Genomic DNA, 15,480 nt, shown 5'->3' on the forward strand with positions numbered 1-15,480 from the left:
GTGGCTTAGCTACCAGTTAACAAATTTAGAGGGCCTTATGGCGACTTATTCTAGCAACGATTTCCGTGCCGGTCTTAAAATCATGATGGATGGCGAACCGTACGCGGTTGAAGCCAGCGAGTTCGTAAAACCAGGCAAAGGCCAGGCGTTCGCGCGCGTTAAGCTGCGCCGTCTGCTGACCGGTACTCGTGTTGAGAAAACCTTCAAATCCACCGACTCCGCCGAAGGCGCAGACGTTGTCGATATGAACCTGACTTACCTGTACAACGACGGTGAGTTCTATCACTTCATGAACAACGAAACCTTCGAGCAGCTGGCTGCCGACGAGAAAGCGGTTGGCGAAAACGCCAAATGGCTGCTGGACCAGGCTGAATGCATCGTGACCCTGTGGGACGGCCGTCCAATCTCCGTGACGCCACCCAACTTCGTTGAGCTGGAAATCGTTGAAACCGATCCAGGTCTGAAAGGTGATACCGCGGGTACTGGCGGTAAGCCTGCAACCCTGAGCACCGGCGCTGTGGTGAAAGTGCCACTGTTCGTACAGATTGGCGAGGTTATCAAAGTTGACACCCGCTCTGGCGAATACGTTTCTCGCGTGAAGTAATTCATGCTATAAAAAACGGCGCAACGCTTGTTGTGCCGTTTTTTTAAAGGGCAGGGATGATGAACCGCTTATTCAAACTCTTCTTCATACTGTTGGTCTCCGGAGCACTGCTTTCCGGCTGCAATACCTTCCGTGGCTTTGGCCAGGATGTCGAACATCTGGGCAATTCAATTTCTCACGCCGCCAGCAAATAAGTTCACATCGTCTTAAAATTGCTTCGTTTCGCTCTCACTACGGCTTTCTTGTCTATGCTTATGTTGCTACAGCACAACTGTTAACTGGCAATAAAAGGAAGACATCATGCTTAAGAAATCCATTGCTGCGTTTTTTACTCTCCTGGTGCTCTCTTCAGCCCTGACGGCTTGTAATACGACGAAGGGGATGGGGGAAGACATTTCTGATGGCGGCCAGGCTATTTCCGGTGCAGCGACCAAAGCTCAGAACTAAAGATGTTCGGTACGGCTTTTCGGCCGTACCGTTATTCAACGCATTCTGCTGAGGGAATAAAAGGGGAGAAGCGATGCTCAACGTTGAGCTTCAGGCGAATGTTGCGTTTGTAGGTATAGACAGTTTTTCCGGTGATCCGCATTTCGCTGGCAATGGTTTGATTGCTCGCACCTTCCATCCACAGCGACAACACTTTCTCTTCCTGACGCGTTAATAAAGGCGTCACGACCCGTGCCGGGTTAACGACTGGGCCGCTAAGCAGCAAATCCACCACTCGTTGCCTGAGAACGTCCAGCGGGGCTTTCTTCGATATCGCTTCACCGACGTTCTTAAAAACAAAGGGTTCATTCTGTAAACGAAGGACTCGCGTTCGCTGTTCGCAAACATTCAGCAGTGCAGGCAGAAAATGCGACTGGAGAGCGTCGTGCTGAAAACTGGCAAAATCGGCGATCACCAGATGGGGCTGCCAGCTTTCGACATGGGCTTTGGCGAGCAACAGACTGTTCAGGTGAGTGACTAAGAATGACGATGCCTCGTCTGTTTTCTGCTGCAATCCCTTCTCCAGCCCAAGGCGGCTGAAACAGCAGCGATCGATAATCAGAATTTTATACATGCTGGGCAAATGCGCGCTTCATAGGGTGCAGGAAGTAATGGGCCAGGCAACCATGATAGAGAAAGAAGCCCTCAGACAAAAAGGCGATCTCCGCATTGAAATGCGCTCATTTCACGTTATCGTCGAGGAAAAGTAACTTAAGTTAAATTACTTGCATGCCCGACATCAGTGGGTAAAATAGGCGCTCTTCTTCACCTTACGGGACGACCCGTAAGCGTATCTCAATCTCGGGGACGACCCCTTTCTGGAGTCACTATGTCCTGGTTAATTCTTGTTGTTGCGGGTCTTCTTGAAGTGGTTTGGGCTGTTGGCCTGAAATATACCCATGGTTTTAGTCGCCTGGTGCCAAGCGTGATTACCGCCACCGCGATGATTGCCAGTATCGCGTTACTTGCCTGGGCGATGAAAACGCTGCCGGTCGGCACGGCTTACGCCATCTGGACCGGCATCGGGGCTGTCGGGGCTGCGGTAACGGGCATTATTTTGTTGGGTGAGTCTGCAAGCCCTGCACGTATTTTCAGCCTGGTGCTGATCGTCTGCGGCATTATCGGCCTGAAACTCAGCGCTCACTAATAAGTCTGATTCACCCATATAAGTTTCCCTACCGGGAAGCCTTGCCGGGTCGCGATATCCAGCATTTGCTGTTTCATTTCAGGAGAAAGGGTCGGCGTGCGGGCAAGTATCCACAAATAGTCGCGATCCGGCCCACAAACCAACGCATGACGGTATTCTTTATCCAGCGCGATAATATTGTAACCGCCATAGAAGGGGCCAAAGAATGACACTTTCAACGCCGCCTGATTTGGCGGGCCAGTAAAGTAAGCGACACCCTCTGTTTTTTGCCACATCCCGCGATCGGGATTATAGCCTTTATTCAGCACGTCAATGCCACCATCACTTCGCAGGCTGTACGTCGCGGTGACTTTCTCCAGACCACTCTCGAAGTTGTGATCCAGCCGGGCGATTTCATACCAGGTGCCAAGGTAGCGGTTGGCGTCAAAGGGAGAAACAACGGTCACGCCCGGCGGCGGGACGGGGTTACTACAGGCAACAACCAAAAACGCAGCGGCAACAGTCGCAATGAGGGGCAGCAGACGCATGGCAATGTCCTTGCAGGTTTTTTTGTAAGTGTAGAACCAGGCGGGAAAAATGTACGGCGGGCAGAAAGAAATATGCCCGGCGTGTGCCGGGCATCTCAGCTTTAGATGAAAATGATCCCCACAAGAGTGACGATAGTCAGGATCGCCGCCAGGCCATAGAACACCCACTTGCCGTTTGGCACGTGAATTTTCAGGTCATGCATCGCGTGGTGAATACGGTGCAGGCCACACCAGAGTGGCAGCACAATCATCAGGAACAGGAACGCGCGGCCAATAAAGCTTTGGGCAAAGGTCAGTACGCGCTCATAGCTGAACGCGTCATGTGGTGCGAGGCCCAGTGGCAGCAGAACGCCCACCAACAGCACGATCACAGGGGCAATAATGGCGCCCCACATGCCGCCTGCGCCAAACAAGCCCCAGAATACCGGTTCGTCTGAACGTTTCGGATTTGGATTGATCATCTCGGTCTCCTTACCAGAACAGCGCGACAAACAGGATGATGACCGTGACCACCATCGTCACGCCCCACAGCCCTTTAATCACAGGCTCTGGCCCCAGTTTTTCGCCTTTCACAATCACGTTAGCGGCTTTTGGCGCCAGTTCGAACCAGGTTTTGGTGTGCAGCAACGCCGCCGCCAGGGTTATCAGGTTCAGAATAACCACGATCGGGTTTTGCAGAAAACCGACGTACCCGGCCCAGGACTCCGCGCCATGTTTCAGGGCAAATAGCCCGTAAATCAGAACGATACTGAACCAGACGGTCGGCACTGAGGTGCCTTCACGCAGCATGTAGAAACGGTAAAAAGGCAGTTTCTTCCACCACGTTGACGTCATCGGCTGGACATAGGGTTTACGTTTTGTCGTCATCATGCACTCCTTAGCGTGGTTTCAGGGTAGCGATAAGAAAGTCTTTTGAGCTTTCCACTTTACCCTGCTGAATGGCGGCTGCCGGGTCGACATGCTTTGGACAGACTTCCGAGCAGAAACCGACGAACGTACAGCTCCAGACGCCATTCTTGCCGTTGAGCTGCGCCATGCGTTCTTTCTTACCGTGGTCGCGATTGTCTTCGTTATAGCGGTGCGCCAGGGTGATAGCGGCCGGGCCGATGAACTCCGGGTTCAGGCCAAACTGCGGACAAGCGGCATAGCAAAGGCCACAGTTGATACATCCCGAGAACTGATGGTATTTCGCCATCTGCGCCGGAGTTTGCTTGTTCGGCCCCTGATCCGGCGTGCGCGGGTTGCCGATGATATACGGCTTAATCGCTTCCAGACTTTCGATAAAGTGGGTCATATCGACCACCAAATCGCGCTCAATCGGGAAGTTCGCCAGCGCCTCAACCTTCAGGCCGTTGGTGTATTCACGCAGGAACGTTTTACAGGCAAGCTTGGGCACTTTGTTGACCATCATGCCGCAGGAGCCGCAAATCGCCATGCGACAGGACCAGCGATAGCTTAAGTCCGGCGCGAGGTTATCTTTGATGTAGCCAAGCGCATCAAGTAATGAAGTTTGCTCATCGTAAGGCACTTCATAGAAAGCGCTGTGCGGGGCCGTGTCCACTTCCGGGTTGTAGCGCGCGATCTCGATTTTCAGGTTTTTCATCTCAGCCATTTGCCGTCTCCTTCTTGTCGGCAGCTTCCGCTTCTGCACCGTAAACGCGTTTCGCCGGTGGCAGCGTTGTGATTTTCACGTCGCTGTAATCAAGGCGTGTGGTGCCGTCCGCGTCGCGGTAGGCGAGAGTGTGCTTGAGGAAGTTAACGTCATCGCGCTCGGTACAGCCTTCGTCGAGACGCTGATGCGCACCGCGTGACTCTTTACGCGCCATGGCGGAATGCGCCATACATTCGGCAACGTTCAGGCCGTGGCCCAGCTCGATGGTGTAAAGCAAGTCGGTGTTGAAGACGCTGGACGTGTCGGTAATGCGCACACGCTTGAAGCGTTCCTGCAGTTCAGCCAGCTTGTCGATGGTTTTCTGCATCAGTTCCGGCGTGCGGTAAATGCCGCAGCCTTCTTCCATCGACAGACCCATTTCATCGCGGATCTTCGCCCAGTTCTCGTTGCCTTCCTGATTGACCAGTGCTTTCAGGCGTTTTTCGACATCAACCACCTGTGCGTCCAGCGCAGCGCTGTTGGCAACGCCTACGGTAGAAGCACGCTCCATGGCCCGTTCGCCCGCCATGCGGCCAAAGACCACCAGTTCTGCCAGAGAGTTTGAACCGAGACGGTTTGCGCCATGCAGACCCACAGAAGAGCATTCGCCAACGGCAAACAGCCCTTTGATGCGGGTTTCACACTGCTGATCGGTTTCGATACCGCCCATGGTGTAGTGCGCGGTTGGGCGCACCGGAATCGGTTCTTTCACCGGATCGACACCGACATAAGCTTTCGCCAGTTCACAAATGAACGGCAGACGCTCAAGCAGTTTTTTCTCGCCCAGATGGCGCAGGTCAAGGTAGACCACATCGCCGCGTGGCGTTGGAATGGTGTTGCCTTTGCGCCACTCATGCCAGAACGCCTGCGACACTTTGTCGCGCGGGCCGAGTTCCATGTATTTGTTCTTCGGCTCGCCGAGCGGGGTTTCCGGGCCCATGCCGTAATCCTGCAAATAACGGTAGCCGTCTTTGTTGACCAGAATCCCGCCTTCACCGCGGCAACCTTCAGTCATCAGGATGCCGGAACCCGGCAGCCCGGTTGGGTGATACTGCACGAATTCCATATCGCGCAGTGGCACGCCATGGCTCAGCGCCATGCCCATACCGTCGCCGGTCACGATGCCGCCGTTGGTGTTATAGCGATAAACGCGCCCTGCTCCGCCCGTGGCCATCACCACCGCATTGGCACGAATTTGCACCAGCTCGCCTTCCATCATGTTCATCGCCACCAGGCCACGGGCCTGACCGTCATCGACCAGAATGTCGAGGACAAAATGTTCGTCGAAGCGCTGAATTTGCGGGAATTGCAAAGAGGTCTGAAAGAGCGTGTGCAGCATGTGGAAGCCGGTTTTATCGGCGGCAAACCACGTACGTTCGATTTTCATCCCGCCGAAGCGACGCACGTTCACGGAACCGTCTTCACGGCGGCTCCACGGACAGCCCCATTGCTCAAGCTGGGTCATTTCGGTTGGGCAGTGATGGACGAAGTAATCCACCACGTCTTGCTCGCAAAGCCAGTCGCCGCCGGCAACCGTGTCGTGGAAATGGTACTCAAAGCTGTCATGATCCTGCGCGACGGCGGCAGAACCCCCTTCGGCTGCCACGGTGTGGCTACGCATGGGGTAGACTTTAGAAATCAGTGCGATTTTAGCGTTGGGATTAGCTTGTGCTGCGGCAATGGCAGCCCGTAATCCCGCACCGCCAGCGCCTATAACGGCAAGATCGGCATGAAAGGTTTGCACGACATTCCTCCAGATTGTTGTTATTTCGCAACACGCATTACCAAAGGTAGCTCACCCATGCGGCACGGCAATTGCGAAAGCGATTCCACTGCTCCTTTATGGGTAAAACAGTATATCCGTATGAATGAGGGGGAAATTTGACGCGTTCGATTTTTTTGCTGTTCTGCGCTGCCGTTTATCATCGAAATTGATGGATTGTGTCACGAAATTGGCTTCTTCAATAAAATCCGCCTTTAAATCGGGTCAGATTTGTCTCGCTCCGGCGTTGAGAGTAGACTTCGTGCCTTTGTTTGCATTCGGAGAGTTTTACCATGAGCGAAACGGCAACCTGGCAGCCGAGCGCCTCCATCCCCAATCTGTTAAAACGTGCGGCCATCATGGCGGAGATCCGCCGCTTTTTTGCTGACCGCGGCGTGCTGGAGGTGGAAACGCCCTGCATGAGTCAGGCAACGGTGACGGATATTCATCTGGTGCCGTTTGAAACGCGTTTCGTCGGCCCGGGCCATTCTCAGGGTATCAATCTCTACATGATGACCAGTCCGGAATACCACATGAAGCGCCTGCTGGCGGCGGGATGTGGCCCGGTGTTTCAGCTGTGTCGTAGTTTCCGCAATGAAGAGATGGGGCGTCATCACAACCCGGAATTCACCATGCTGGAGTGGTACCGTCCGTACTACGACATGTATCGCCTGATCAATGAAGTGGATGATTTGCTGCAACAGGTGCTTGAGTGCCAGCCCGCGGAAAGCCTCTCTTACCAGCAGGCGTTCCAGCGCCATCTGGAAATTGATCCGCTGTCAGCGGATAAAACTCAGCTACGTGAAGTGGCGGCGAAGCTCGACTTAAGCAATATCGCCGATACCGAAGAAGATCGCGATACCCTGCTGCAGCTGCTGTTTGCCATGGGCGTTGAACCGCACATTGGTAAAGATCGCCCAACGTTTGTCTATCACTTCCCGGCAAGCCAGGCTTCACTGGCGCAAATCAGCACCGAAGATCACCGCGTAGCTGAGCGCTTCGAGGTTTATTACAAAGGTATTGAGCTGGCGAATGGTTTCCACGAACTCACGGATTCCCGCGAACAGCAGCAGCGTTTTGAGCAGGATAACCGCAAGCGTGCTGCACGCGGCCTGCCGCAGCAGCCGATTGATGTGAATCTGCTGGAAGCGCTGAAAGCAGGCCTGCCAGATTGTTCCGGCGTTGCGCTGGGAGTTGATCGTCTGGTGATGCTGGCGTTAGGCGCAGAAAGCCTGGCTGAAGTGATTGCTTTCACGGTGGATAAAGCCTGACTTATTGCCCTTCAATTATTGGTCGCAATTAAGAAATACATCCACATCACTTATAGGTTAGGGTTAACCTATAAGTGATGTGGCACTGTTTTTATGATTATTTGAATTCTGGAATAACCGTCACACTATAAACAACTTGTGATGCTATTTTAGCTTCCTTTGTCAGGGAAGTGAAAAAATAATGGATGATTTGATTTTCTGCAAAGTGGATAAACTTGGGTTTCCACATTGGGATGGTATAGATTTTCTTCGCTGGAAGGTAATGCCAACTAACTGGGATTTTGCCACAGGCGATGCTTATCTCTGGTTATATAAAACAGCCTGGCTAGTCCATCACCGGGACCTGATTAAGCAGTATGCGCGTGAAGCACAAATTCCTGATTTTCTGCTGGCGGGTGTCGCTGTTTCAGAGGTAGGAGGAATGCCTGAAAGAGCAAAAAGTATTGGCGTGCTTCAGGCTAAGCAAGTGATAGACGAAATCAGAGGAGAGAAAAACAAATACTCGAATACAACTTCAGTCGGTTCTATCGCGATCCAGTTAGGCGTTGCTGCCCAAACGCTGGGTATTGATCCTACAACATTAGATCACTTCCAGCAGTTTCGCTTATCGCAATGCCTTTTAGATAATAGTTTTAATATCAGAGTGGTTGCCTTTCATTTACGTGACTTAATTCTTTTTGATAACCCAAAAGCGAATACCTCTGTTCTTACTGATGAGCAGATAATCCTTGCAGGTTCTCGTTATAATCGAGGCGTCCAGAGAAATGCCAATGACATTATACGGTCCATTTATCAACCAATAGGATCACCGGTGCGAGAATACAGTGAGTATGGCCGTCGCATTATCGAGAAAAAAGCATCCTTGATCAAAATACTGGAGGGAAGATAAATGACATGGAAAATGTTTACCCTTGGTTTTATCTGGTTCTGGGTGGCAATTGTTGACATCCTGCTGTTTTCGACCAGAGACAAAGAGTGGATGATAGGCAGCGGTGAAATTAATGATTTCTGTCAGCTGGTTCACTCTATTCTGGAAGACGACACCCGATATTTCGGCGTGCTGATGACACTCCCGCTCTTTTTCCCTCTGCTTTACGTTATCTTCTGGAAGAAAATTCGCCATGGGTATTTGTGGTTACTGTTGACCACTGTTTTTGCTTATTGGCTGTGGCAGTTTTTCGTTCGCTACTATTGGTGTTTTTAGCCAGATGCCTTCTCGCACGGAAGAAAGCATCTGTCCTCGGTTGTGCTTACAAACTCCCCGCCGTCCGTCCACGCCCTGCTGACGTCATCGTTCTACCCGTCTTGCGGCCATCCATTGTTTCCAGACGCATCTGGAACGGTGGGAACGGCATATCGATTCCGTGTTCACGGAAGCCTGCCAGGATCAGCTGGTGGATCTCATGGCGCAGCGGCATGCGATGCCCCATTTCAGCGGCGTAGATACGAAGTTCGAAGATCTGAATCCCCTGCTGCAAATCGACCAGGAAGACTTCCGGCGCCGGGTTGTCTATCACGTACGAGCAGCGTTCGGCGGCTGTCATCAGGATTTGCGTCACTTCTTCGCTGTTGGCATCGGAAGGCGCCGGAACGGTTAACACCACGCGAGTCACCGAGTCCGAAAGCGACCAGTTAATAAACTGCTCGGTGATAAAGGCTTTGTTCGGCACGATGATCTCTTTGCGGTCCCAGTCGCTTATCGTGGTCGCACGGGTGTTGATCTTAGTGACGCTACCCGTCAGGTCGCGGATCGTCACGGTATCGCCGATACGGATCGGTTTCTCAAACAGGATGATCAGGCCGGAAATAAAGTTGGCAAAAATCTCCTGCAAGCCAAAACCAAGCCCGACACCTAATGCGGCAACCAGCCACTGCAGCTTCGCCCACTCTATGCCGATCATCGAGAAACCGACCAGGCCGCCAATCAGCATCAGCAGATATTTGGTGATGGTGGTAATCGCATAACCTGTGCCTGGCGTCAGGTTGATGTGCTGCAACACCGCCAGCTCCAGTAGAGCAGGAAAGTTTCGCACCAGTTGGGTGGTGATGATAAAGACCAGAATCGCAATCAGCACCGCGCCGAGCGTAATCGGCTCCAGGCTTTCGACCCCCTGAACCGTCGAGGTGGCATCCCAGAGAGAGATGTTTTCGAGGAAGCCAAAGGCGGAGTGAATTTCTGACCACAGCACGATAACCGAGACCAGGGCGATCAACATCAGGATCGAACGCACCAGGCGCAGGGATTGTGCGCTCAATGTGTCGAGATCGACTTCGGCAATATCGACTTCCGCCGATCCTTCCAGGCTGGTGGAGTGATGAGGATCTTCTTCACCGCGTGCGCGATGAGCAAGCATTTCGGCCCGACGATGTTTGGCGCGGTCAAAGGCAATTCGGCGGCGCTGGATAAGCATCCAACGACGAATGACATGGTAAACCACCAACAGCAGGAACCAGATGGCGACAGACGTTTCCAGTCGAACGAGCAAGGCTTCGGCTGTTGCCAGATAACCGACGGCTGCCGCCAGAATCGCGGCCAGTGGCGCACCTAAAAGCAGATTCCACAACACCCGGTTAATCATGTTGTCACCGTTGCCCTCTCTGTCGAGGTACAGCGGAATACCGGCACGTTTAAGGCTCAGCGTCACCACCGCCAGCGCCCCGCAAATCAGCATAAAGCAGAGCCTGCCGAGCGAGGCCGAAAACTCACGGTCGTTGAGATTATCGAACATGATTAACGCCATAATCAGCGGCACGATAAGCCCGATGCTCATCAGGTAGTAGCGCATCGCACGGGCAACGCGGTTACGCGGCCAGCCAAAGTGGGCAACGAACAGGCCATTTGGGCGAGCGAAGGCGGCACAGATCATCACCACCCACAGTAGCGGCACCGTAGCCGTTACGCCGTCGCCAATTGCCACAGCCAGCGGATAAGGCCACGCTTCCTGTAAACCGTAGCCGAGCGTCATCCACAGCACTGGCAGCGGTGAGGCCACCAGAATCGACCAGAAAACGGTCCGTAGCGTTAGCCAGAAATGGTCTTGTGTCACTTTGCCGACACGGCTGCTTGAACGCTCCAGAAAACGCGTGAAATGCTTGCGAGAGCTGATGCTAAAGCCCACAAGGATCAGCGCCGCGAAGAGGGGAATCAGCGTTTCTTTGCTGGTTAACATCATCACCGAGGCTTTGCCAAGCTGACTGACGGTGTCCAGTGAAATCAGCCGACGCAGGTCCTGAACGATGCTCAGTGGCCACGCGAAGGTGATTGCGCTGACATCGGATGTCCAGAAGAGATAGCGGTGCGTGGCTTCGTTAATCTCTTTTAACGCGTCTTCTAACTGACCATTTGCCACTTTCAGCTTGGTCAGTTCCAGGATTAGCGTATCGCCTCCCTGCAGCAGAGAATTCAGCAGCTCGCGCTGCGTGCGCAGCTGAGCGTCGAGAATACGGGATTCTTCGCTCGACAGAGGCTGCCCGTCGGCCTGCTGGATTTGGCGTAATTGCGGCTGCTTGCTGAGGAGATCTTCATAGCGCAGACGATGCACACGCAGCTGCGCCATTTCGGTATCGAGCTGCTGCGGTTTAGGCATTTCCGGTAAACGGGCTACCTGGGCACGCAGAGCTTCACCCAGCAGATTCGAGGAACCCAGCCATTGCGACTGCTCGCGCAGCGTGTTGAGCGCCTGACGAACCTGCAACGTTTGATTGGTCGCCTGACGCTGCTGTGATGCCACTAAATCCATACGCTGAGCCTGCTGGTTCAGAGCCTGCGAAAGCTCGCGGTTGGTAGAGAATTGTTTGACCAGATCCGGTGGCAGATTGGCACTGTTTTCTGCCAGCAGCTCGGTGCTTTCCAGGGCCTTTTCGGCTTCGCGCTGACGCTGACTGTTGAGCTGGTTACGTAGCGCCTGCAAATAAGCATCAAGCTGTTCGCTCTGCTTTTGCGCCAGCTCAGAGCGCATTCTTGCCAGCTCCTGGCGGTTGTTGGCCGACAGTTGCGCCAGTTCCAGTTCGTTGACCAATGCTTTCAGCTTCGCGGATTCCGCCTGCAGGCTGAGGTTTTGCGCCTGAGCCGTGTTGCCTGTGGCGCTGCCGACACGACGTTCCACCTCGTTTAGCTGACGGCGAGCGTCGGTTTGCTGCTGAGGAAGCTGATTCAGAGAGTCGGCGATTTCGCGGGCGCGTTCTTGTTCCTGCTGCGCCTGACGGCTTTTTTCCAGCAGTTGGCTGCTGACCTGCAGGATTTCCTGATTAAGCGCATCTGTGGTTAACCCGGTCGGAACCTGACGAGGTTCTTCACGCAGATTCGACAGCTGGCTACGCAGGGTTTGAGAAAGCCTGGGGAAATTGTCGATAGACTGCTGATACTGCGTGGCGCGCTCAAGCGAACCTTTCCGTTCTTCGAGCGCGTTTAGTGCGGACTGAAGCGCCTCGACGGCTTCAGGCTGAGCGGGCTTCGCCGCTTTCGCCTGTTCCAGTTCCTGGGTTATTTGTTTGCTGTCGGGGGCGCTGGCTGCATACGCCCCCATGCTGAGGCACCAGGCCATCAGAAAAGTGATAATCAGGCGCACGTCAGCGGTCCTTCCTGGTTAGCCCTGGTCTTTGCTGTCTTCAACCAGCGGGCTGGCGTCATGTTCAGCTTTGATCTCTTCTTCCGCCAGTACTTCAGCTTCTGGAGCGACGAACGCTTCGGTGGATACCGCCAGCGGCAGGCCAATTTTGGTGACAGACAGGCTTTCAAGCTGTTCAGCCAACTGGACTTTGCCAGGGGCGAACAGGTTGATAACCGTTGAACCGAGTTTGAAGCGACCCATTTCCTGGCCTTTCAGCAGGGCCACAGAACCTTCGCTTTCACCGGCAGGCCACGTCCAGCGTTTGATGACGCCTTCACGCGGTGGGGTGATAGTGCCTGCCCACACGGTTTCAATGCTGCCCACGATGGTTGCGCCCACCAGAATCTGCGCCATTGGGCCAAATTCAGTATCGAACAGGCAGATAACTCGCTCATTACGGGCAAACAAGTTTGGCACATTCTGCGCGGTCAGGTGGTTTACAGAGAACAGGTCACCCGGCACGTAAATCATTTCACGCAGGATGCCGTTGCACGGCATATGCACGCGGTGATAATCACGCGGAGACAAATACGTGGTGGCAAACGAACCGTTACGGAACAGGTCCGCCATCAGATAGTTACCCGCCAGCAGAGCTTCCAGGCTGTAGTTGTGGCCTTTCGCTTGCAGAATTTTGTCGTCTTCAATCTTACCCAGCTGGCTGATTACGCCGTCTGCTGGCATCACCAGCACGTTCGGGTCGGTATTCAGTGGACGAACATCGTCACGCAGTGGGCGGACAAAGAAATCGTTAAAGGTGCGATAGCTGGCAGTGTCGGGCTTCTGCGCTTCTTTCATATCGACCTTGTAATACTTCACGAACAGGTCAATCACCAGCTTTGTCAGCCAGCCCGCTCGTTTGCTCGCGCCCCAGCCGGCGAGGCGTGTCAGCCACAGTTTTGGCAGAATGTATTGAAGCGAAAGTTTAAATGAATTTAACAAGGTAGCCTCCTGGCCAGGGTTGTGTCATCACGGGCTTTCATCGAAGCCTTTAAAAAAGGGGCTGATTCTATCGGCAGTCAGCTTAAATGTCAGTCGTCGGTTTCAGAAAAGCTTTTACGCGTTTTTACCTGGGCCATGCTCTCAAGGATGCGATGGTAGTTTTCAAAGCGTGATTCGGCGATCTCACCTTTTTCGACCGCTTCGCGAATGGCGCAGCCGGGATCGTTGTCGTGCTTGCAGTCGCGGTATTTACAGGCGCCTAAGTAGTCCTGGAATTCGACAAAGCCATTGAAGATTTGTTCCGGCTCCAGATGCCACAGGCCAAATTCACGCACGCCCGGGGAGTCAATCACATCGCCGCCGTGCGGGAAATGGTAGAGACGCGCGGCTGTGGTGGTGTGCTGGCCGAGACCGGAGTTGTCGGAAACATCATTGGTGAGAATTTCTTCCTGCAAGCCGAGCAGGGCGTTCAGCAGGCTGGATTTCCCCACGCCGGATTGACCCGCAAAGATGCTGATGCGGTCAGTGAGCGCGACTTCAAGCGGCTTAAGGCCGTCCTGCGTGCGGCTGGACACCATCAGGACCTTGTAGCCGATGCGGCGGTAGATATCCATTTGCTCGTTAACGAAAGCCATGCTGTCGTCATCAAGCAAGTCGATTTTATTCAGCACGATGATCGGTTCAACGTTGAGCGTTTCGCAGGCCACCAGATAGCGGTCGATAATATTGACTGAAAGCTCCGGCAGGATCGCGGACACAATGACAATCTGATCGATGTTGGCTGCGATAGGCTTGACGCCGTCATAGAAATCCGGACGCGTCAGGACTGAGGTGCGTTCATGCACGGCTTCGACGATGCCTTTGACGTTAACGCCTTCTGCCGCGGTTTTCCCCGGACGCCAGACCACGCGGTCACCGGTCACCAGAGAACGAATCGTGCGGCGAATGTTGCAGCGGTGAACGCCGCCGTCAGCCGCTTCCACGTCGGCATGCATGCCAAAGCGGCTAATGACGATGCCTTCAGAGGCTTCGCCAAACAGGTTGTCATCGAAATCGGCCTTCTCCGCAGTCGTTTTAAGGCGGCGCTGATGGTTCGCTTTGACGCGGCGCTGTTGACCTTTGGAGAGTTTATTTTTACTCAATCGGGCTGGCTCCTGGTCGCCCCAAAGGGGCAAAACCTTTATGATACACACTATTTTAGATGAATATAGTCACAGTCGTTGTGACGCGAGAAGGGTGGAAAATAGCATGAGTGCAAATGAAAACAACCTCATTTGGATCGATCTTGAGATGACAGGCCTCGATCCTGAGCGTGATCGCATTATTGAGATCGCAACCCTGGTGACCGATGCCAATCTCAACATTCTGGCAGAAGGGCCGACCATCGCGGTACATCAGTCTGATGAACAACTGGCGCTGATGGATGACTGGAACGTGCGCACCCATACTGGCAGCGGCCTGGTTGATCGCGTAAAGGCCAGCACTCAGGACGACCGAGCGGCAGAACGGGCTACCCTTGAATTCCTGAAACAGTGGGTGCCGGAAGGTAAATCACCTATTTGCGGTAACAGCATCGGCCAGGACCGCCGTTTCCTGTTTAAGTACATGCCGGAACTGGAAGCTTACTTCCATTACCGCTATCTGGATGTCAGCACGTTGAAAGAGCTGGCGCGTCGCTGGAAACCAGAAATTCTCGACGGATTCAAAAAGCAGGGCACTCATCAGGCGATGGATGATATCCGTGAGTCGGTCGCTGAACTGGCATACTACCGCGAGCATTTTATCAAGCTGTAATGATCTTATCCTGCCGCATTTTTTGAGGTTTCCAGGCCGGCTAAGCGCAGCGCCAGCAGGCAGCCGGTGTTAATTTGTGCACATTGCCGATTAATTCAGCACTTAAGCAAAAATCAAAAAAAATCGCTCGAAGGGGGGTTGCAGCTAAAAGGATTTCTCGTATAATGCGCCTCCCGTAACGACAGAGAATTCATTGTTACGACAGCAACAAATTTGCGGGAATAGCTCAGTTGGTAGAGCACGACCTTGCCAAGGTCGGGGTCGCGAGTTCGAGTCTCGTTTCCCGCTCCAAAATTTGAATGCAGCAAAAGCTGACAGTATCGCAAGATACGCACCACCCAAGCGGGAATAGCTCAGTTGGTAGAGCACGACCTTGCCAAGGTCGGGGTCGCGAGTTCGAGTCTCGTTTCCCGCTCCAAAATTTGAATGCAGCAAAAGCTGACAGTATCGCAAGATACGCACCACCCAAGCGGGAATAGCTCAGTTGGTAGAGCACGACCTTGCCAAGGTCGGGGTCGCGAGTTCGAGTCTCGTTTCCCGCTCCAAAATTTGAATGCAGCAAAAGCTGACAGTATCGCAAGATACGCACCACCCAAGCGGGAATAGCTCAGTTGGTAGAGCACGACCTTGCCAAGGTCGGGGTCGCGAGTTCGAGTCTCGTTTCCCGCTCCAAAATTTTCTTCCGTCTG

Annotated in this window: 17 protein-coding genes and 4 tRNA genes; 12 read left to right on the forward strand and 9 right to left on the reverse strand. The window is 53.6% G+C overall.

All coding sequences use genetic code 11. From position 1 onward, the window contains the following. Positions 1–37: 37 nt before the first annotated feature. The 3 genes from efp to ecnB all read left to right on the forward strand — a co-directional run bounded on the left by efp (position 38) and on the right by ecnB (position 1,051). Entirely contained in the window at positions 38–604 is a 567-nt protein-coding gene (gene efp / locus ACLW56_RS08330; RefSeq protein WP_154161290.1) for an elongation factor P, read from the forward strand. 56 nt (positions 605–660) lie between these two features. Next, complete coding sequence (locus ACLW56_RS08335; protein WP_330983316.1) at positions 661–798, forward strand: entericidin A/B family lipoprotein; 138 nt, start codon at positions 661–663, stop codon at positions 796–798. 106 nt (positions 799–904) lie between these two features. Then, entirely contained in the window at positions 905–1,051 is a 147-nt protein-coding gene (gene ecnB, locus ACLW56_RS08340; protein WP_330983317.1) for a lipoprotein toxin entericidin B, read from the forward strand. Positions 1,052–1,082: 31 nt separating this feature from the next. Here the strand turns inward: ecnB and ACLW56_RS08345 are convergent, their stop codons facing one another. Continuing rightward, a complete protein-coding gene (locus ACLW56_RS08345; protein ID WP_330983318.1) occupies positions 1,083–1,664 on the reverse strand; it encodes a LuxR C-terminal-related transcriptional regulator in 582 nt (193 codons plus the stop codon). 255 nt (positions 1,665–1,919) lie between these two features. On the opposite strand from ACLW56_RS08345, the gene sugE reads away from it, so the two are divergent. Next, positions 1,920–2,237 (forward strand): quaternary ammonium compound efflux SMR transporter SugE, encoded by a 318-nt coding sequence (gene sugE / locus ACLW56_RS08350; protein WP_330983319.1) that lies wholly within the window; start codon positions 1,920–1,922, stop codon positions 2,235–2,237. On the opposite strand, the gene blc is transcribed toward sugE, so the two are convergent. The 5 genes from blc to frdA form a co-directional block, all read right to left on the reverse strand. Continuing rightward, on the reverse strand, positions 2,234–2,764 hold the full coding sequence (gene blc / locus ACLW56_RS08355; protein WP_330983320.1) for an outer membrane lipoprotein Blc: 531 nt from the start codon (positions 2,762–2,764) through the stop codon (positions 2,234–2,236). The two genes, sugE and blc, sit on opposite strands and share 4 nt — an antisense overlap. Before the next feature lie 101 nt (positions 2,765–2,865). After that, entirely contained in the window at positions 2,866–3,225 is a 360-nt protein-coding gene (gene frdD / locus ACLW56_RS08360) for a fumarate reductase subunit FrdD (protein ID WP_330983321.1), read from the reverse strand. Positions 3,226–3,235: 10 nt separating this feature from the next. Beyond that, entirely contained in the window at positions 3,236–3,631 is a 396-nt protein-coding gene (gene frdC, locus ACLW56_RS08365) for a fumarate reductase subunit FrdC (protein WP_330983322.1), read from the reverse strand. A 10-nt stretch (positions 3,632–3,641) separates the two neighbouring features. Then, entirely contained in the window at positions 3,642–4,376 is a 735-nt protein-coding gene (locus ACLW56_RS08370; protein WP_330983323.1) for a succinate dehydrogenase/fumarate reductase iron-sulfur subunit, read from the reverse strand. Continuing rightward, entirely contained in the window at positions 4,369–6,159 is a 1,791-nt protein-coding gene (gene frdA, locus ACLW56_RS08375; RefSeq protein ID WP_330983324.1) for a fumarate reductase (quinol) flavoprotein subunit, read from the reverse strand. Before frdA ends, ACLW56_RS08370 begins: the two co-directional genes overlap by 8 nt. A gap of 311 nt (positions 6,160–6,470) precedes the next feature. Between frdA and epmA the strand changes: the two genes are divergently transcribed. The 3 genes from epmA (at position 6,471) to ACLW56_RS08390 (ending at position 8,652) form a co-directional block, all read left to right on the forward strand. After that, positions 6,471–7,448 carry an elongation factor P--(R)-beta-lysine ligase gene (gene epmA, locus ACLW56_RS08380; protein ID WP_330983325.1) on the forward strand — a complete coding sequence of 326 codons (978 nt, stop codon included), beginning with the start codon at positions 6,471–6,473 and terminating at the stop codon, positions 7,446–7,448. Positions 7,449–7,629: 181 nt separating this feature from the next. Continuing rightward, positions 7,630–8,337: a hypothetical protein gene (locus tag ACLW56_RS08385; protein WP_330983326.1), complete on the forward strand. Its 708-nt coding sequence runs from the start codon at positions 7,630–7,632 to the stop codon at positions 8,335–8,337. After that, entirely contained in the window at positions 8,338–8,652 is a 315-nt protein-coding gene (locus ACLW56_RS08390) for a YjeO family protein (protein WP_330983327.1), read from the forward strand. 46 nt (positions 8,653–8,698) lie between these two features. On the opposite strand, the gene mscM is transcribed toward ACLW56_RS08390, so the two are convergent. The 3 genes from mscM to rsgA all read right to left on the reverse strand — a co-directional run bounded on the left by mscM (position 8,699) and on the right by rsgA (position 14,139). Continuing rightward, the gene (mscM, locus tag ACLW56_RS08395; RefSeq protein WP_330983328.1) at positions 8,699–12,016 is read right to left on the reverse strand and encodes a miniconductance mechanosensitive channel MscM; all 3,318 of its coding nucleotides are present in this window, start codon (positions 12,014–12,016) and stop codon (positions 8,699–8,701) included. 18 nt (positions 12,017–12,034) lie between these two features. Then, positions 12,035–12,997: an archaetidylserine decarboxylase gene (asd, locus tag ACLW56_RS08400; protein ID WP_330983329.1), complete on the reverse strand. Its 963-nt coding sequence runs from the start codon at positions 12,995–12,997 to the stop codon at positions 12,035–12,037. Between the two features lie 89 nt (positions 12,998–13,086). After that, a complete protein-coding gene (gene rsgA / locus ACLW56_RS08405; protein ID WP_330983330.1) occupies positions 13,087–14,139 on the reverse strand; it encodes a small ribosomal subunit biogenesis GTPase RsgA in 1,053 nt (350 codons plus the stop codon). Between the two features lie 106 nt (positions 14,140–14,245). Here rsgA and orn point away from each other — a divergent pair, with 106 nt between their 5' ends. The 5 genes from orn (at position 14,246) to ACLW56_RS08430 (ending at position 15,463) form a co-directional block, all read left to right on the forward strand. After that, positions 14,246–14,791, forward strand: coding sequence for an oligoribonuclease (gene orn, locus ACLW56_RS08410; protein ID WP_330983331.1), 546 nt, complete (start codon positions 14,246–14,248; stop codon positions 14,789–14,791). 215 nt (positions 14,792–15,006) lie between these two features. Next, a tRNA-Gly gene (locus tag ACLW56_RS08415) sits at positions 15,007–15,082 on the forward strand. Positions 15,083–15,133: 51 nt separating this feature from the next. Beyond that, positions 15,134–15,209: transfer RNA gene (locus ACLW56_RS08420), tRNA-Gly, on the forward strand. Between the two features lie 51 nt (positions 15,210–15,260). Continuing rightward, positions 15,261–15,336: transfer RNA gene (locus tag ACLW56_RS08425), tRNA-Gly, on the forward strand. 51 nt (positions 15,337–15,387) lie between these two features. Further along, positions 15,388–15,463: transfer RNA gene (locus ACLW56_RS08430), tRNA-Gly, on the forward strand. The last annotated feature ends 17 nt before the right edge of the window (positions 15,464–15,480 follow it).

This window comes from Pantoea sp. sgz302252, assembly GCF_047713085.1.
Lineage (GTDB): Bacteria > Pseudomonadota > Gammaproteobacteria > Enterobacterales > Enterobacteriaceae > Scandinavium.